This is a genomic window from Komagataeibacter kakiaceti JCM 25156 (assembly GCF_000613305.1).
The window spans coordinates 1-3,229 of the sequence record NZ_BAIO01000265.1 but is presented as its reverse complement, the minus strand read 5'-3'; the positions used below and the strand labels follow the sequence as shown (position 1 = coordinate 3,229).

Below are 3,229 nucleotides of genomic sequence, written 5' to 3'. Positions count from 1 at the left end.
TTCATTGAGAAAGGCCGTGGCGCTGCCGATTTCGCCCCCCGCGCAGATCCCCTGCAACAGCCGCGCGCAGCACAGCACCATAATGGACAGCCGGCCAATGCGGGCATAGGGCGGGTCAAGGGCGATCAGCGCCGCGCCCATCCCCATGAGAACGCATGTGACCGACAGCGCCTTCCTGCGCCCGTGCCGGTCCGCGTAAAGCCCCAGCACGAACGCGCCCAGGGGGCGGGCCACCGTGCCCAGGCCAAAAACCAGCAGGCTCTGCGCCAGTTGGGAAAAACCATCGGCGGAACGGAAGACCGCCTCCCCGATATAGCGGGCGAACAGGGCGTAAACCGTAAAATCGTACCATTCCAGAAGGTTGCCGACGGAAGCCGCCATAATCAGGTTACGATGTCGCGCGGGGGGCGTCTGCACGGGCTTGTCCTTACCTCGGGTGGGATGTCCGCCCGCCCCGGTCGCGCCGGGGGCAGGCCGGCCGGATGGATCAGAAATTGGTGCTGATCGTGCCAAAGAACTGCCGTGGCGCGCCCATCAGGAAGTAATTGTAGCCCGCCGTAAATGTATTCCCCAGTTCATTGGTGGTTGCGACATAGGTCTTGTTGAACAGGTTGTAGACATTGAAGCTGGCGTTGATGCCCTTGAGGAACTTGTAGTCCCCGAAGTTGTAATGCATGCCGAAATTGGCCAGGAAGTAGCCGGGCACATGGGCATCGTTCGTATAGGTCAACTGGCGGCTGGAGATGTAGTTACCATCCAGGTTCGCCTTGAAGTGACGCCAGGAATAGGAAATGCTGCCCTTGTACATGAACGTGGGATAGTTCGGTATGAGCTTGCCGCGTGTCGGCTCGATCCCGCCCGTGGTCACGACATTCTGGTCATAGGTGGAATGGGCGTAGGAAAAGGAGTTGTAGATCGACAGGCCATCTGTCGGGCGCACGGTAAAGCTGGCTTCCGCCCCGTTGGTGGTGACACCGCCGACATTGCTGATCGCGGTCTGCGGGTTGATCCCGTGGTTGGATGTGATCAGTTGCAGGCGGTTGGAGAAATTGACCCGATAGAGCGAGACCAACCCGCTGAGCATGGGCGTGGTGTAGCGGTAACCCAGTTCGTAAACCCAGTCCTTTTCCGGGCGCAACCGGTTCTTGGTGGACTGGAACGCGCTCTGGGTTTCCGTCCATGGAGTGGCGGAGACGTTGGTGGTGAAGCCATCCTCGGGATAGGTGCGCATGTTCTTCGATACATCGAAGAACAGCTCATGATGCGGCTGGAAGCGCCATGCGGCGGAAACCTGCGGCAGGAAGGCGTCCGCCGCCGTCAGGTTGCCCTGCGCGATCAGCCCCCCGTTCGCCGCGACGTTCTGGTCGGCACGGTATTGCCCGCCGAGACAATCATGGATTTGAAGCCCGCGTTGATCTTCAGGTTCTTCATGACCTGAAACGTGTCCTGCAGGTGGAATGTAAAGGTATTGCTATGGAAGATTTCCTGCCATGGCGTGGCGAACACGTTGGAGGGGTAGCCATCCGTCGGGTTGCCCAGCGTTCCCTGCCCCAGAAGCGGCGCTTCGGCAAAGGAGCGTCCCTCGGTAAAGCGGCCATATTCATACCAGACACCGGCATTGATCTTGTGCCGGGCGATGCCATAGGTCACGGCCGAGAGGAAACCACCACGCTGGATGCCCGGATCCTGCACACGCTGCGACAGCGGCGCGCCGTTGGGCGATGGCATGTAGGGCGTGGTCCATGTGCTGTAGCCACTGTCCCCATGGCCATAAACCGTCGTTTTCCAGTTCAGGTGCGATGACAGGTTTTCATCAAGCGTAATCCCGCCAAAGTAATCCACGCGGTTGGCCGTGCCCGCGTAATAGGCGGCGTCATACGGATCGTTGGATTTCTGGTACTGCGTGGGATAGATGCCCTGCGCCGCCTGATAGGCCGCCGTATAGTTCGGGTAATAGTTGGAAAGTTTCGGGCCGATCGTGCTCAGGTAATTCTGGGTCATGTCCTGGTAATCGAACTGCTGGGTCGAACTCCAGTCGAAAAACGCCTTGATGGATGAACCATTGGCCAGCGGCTGCACGATCTTGGCGTTGACCTGATCGGAATAGTCGTAGCCCCCACCCTTCCACAGGTTCATGTCCGTGCGGGCGTAGGATGCGTAAAAGCGTGTGCCGCTGCTGTTCAGATCCCCGCTGTTGATGCGGGCGAAAGTGCGGAATGTCTGGTTGCTGCCGAATGTCTGTTCCACCGTGCCGCCACGGGTATGGGAGGGATCGAGGGAATGGAACTGGATGGCGCCGCCCAGATTGCTGTTGGACGCCACGTCCACCGCGCCTGCGCCCTGCGATACATCGGCGCCGCCCACGTTGTCGGTCGTAATCGCGCGCGTGATGCTCAGGCCGTTATAGTTGTTGAACTGCTGGTCGCCCAACGGAATGTCATCCAGCGTAAAACCGATCTGGTTCTGTGAAAAGCCACGCATGTACAGCGAGCTTGAATACTCATACGCCCCGAACGGATCGGCCGACTGGTACACGATGCCCGGCAACTGGTTCAGCACCTTCATGGGGGAAGTGCCGGGTACGCTCTGTTCCATCATGGTCCGGGTGACACTTGTCATCTGCCGGGTTGACCCATGGCCGAAAACCGAAATCGTCTCGCTGGCCTGATGCCTGAGAACACGCTGCGCCCGCGTGGCCTGCGTCTTTGTTGTGTCAGGGGAATGGGTGGCATGTTCTGGCGGCGATGCATCGGCCGCCCATGCGTGATAGGGTGCAAAGGCTGCTACGGTGGCCATTAGTGTCGAACGTGCCAGATTTTTCCGGAAGTCCATGGTTTATATCCTTTGCCTGCACCCGGACGGGTGGATATGGGCGTGAATGTTCCGAAGGGCGCCTGAACTATTCGTTCAGGCCGTACCGATAAATTCCGGCGCACAGAAAGCCGATGGCGCCAGCAACAAGCAGGGACGGGACAAACGATCCGAAGTGATCGGCGATCATCCCGGTCAGGGCGGGCGCGAGCGCGCCCCCAAGGGAGCCCCCTGTATTCTGAATGGATTCCATGGTCGCCACGCGGTCTTCGGTCACGATGACCGCCCCGAGCGCCCAGCCGCAGGTCATGGCGATCCCGCCGGAAAAAAGCGCCAGGCAGATCAGCGCGACAGACAGCGCCAGGGATGGAATGACCCGCCGCCGTTACGGTCGCGACCGAGGCGCAGACCAGCCCCA

4 protein-coding genes are annotated in these 3,229 nt (G+C 60.0%); all 4 read right to left on the bottom strand.

Translation table 11 applies throughout. The features are described from left to right. Positions 1-417, bottom strand: a 417-nt coding sequence (locus tag JCM25156_RS23970; RefSeq protein ID WP_199898860.1) for an MFS transporter, incomplete at its 3' end; no start/stop codon positions are given. Positions 418-487: 70 nt separating this feature from the next. After that, the gene (locus JCM25156_RS31135) at positions 488-1,300 is read right to left on the bottom strand and encodes a TonB-dependent receptor domain-containing protein (RefSeq protein ID WP_242402625.1); all 813 of its coding nucleotides are present in this window, start codon (positions 1,298-1,300) and stop codon (positions 488-490) included. Positions 1,301-1,335: 35 nt separating this feature from the next. Then, complete coding sequence (locus JCM25156_RS31130) at positions 1,336-2,796, bottom strand: TonB-dependent receptor plug domain-containing protein (RefSeq protein WP_242402624.1); 1,461 nt, start codon at positions 2,794-2,796, stop codon at positions 1,336-1,338. Between the two features lie 103 nt (positions 2,797-2,899). Next, on the bottom strand, positions 2,900-3,064 hold the full coding sequence (locus JCM25156_RS11980; protein WP_206777867.1) for a hypothetical protein: 165 nt from the start codon (positions 3,062-3,064) through the stop codon (positions 2,900-2,902). Positions 3,065-3,229: the final 165 nt, after the last annotated feature.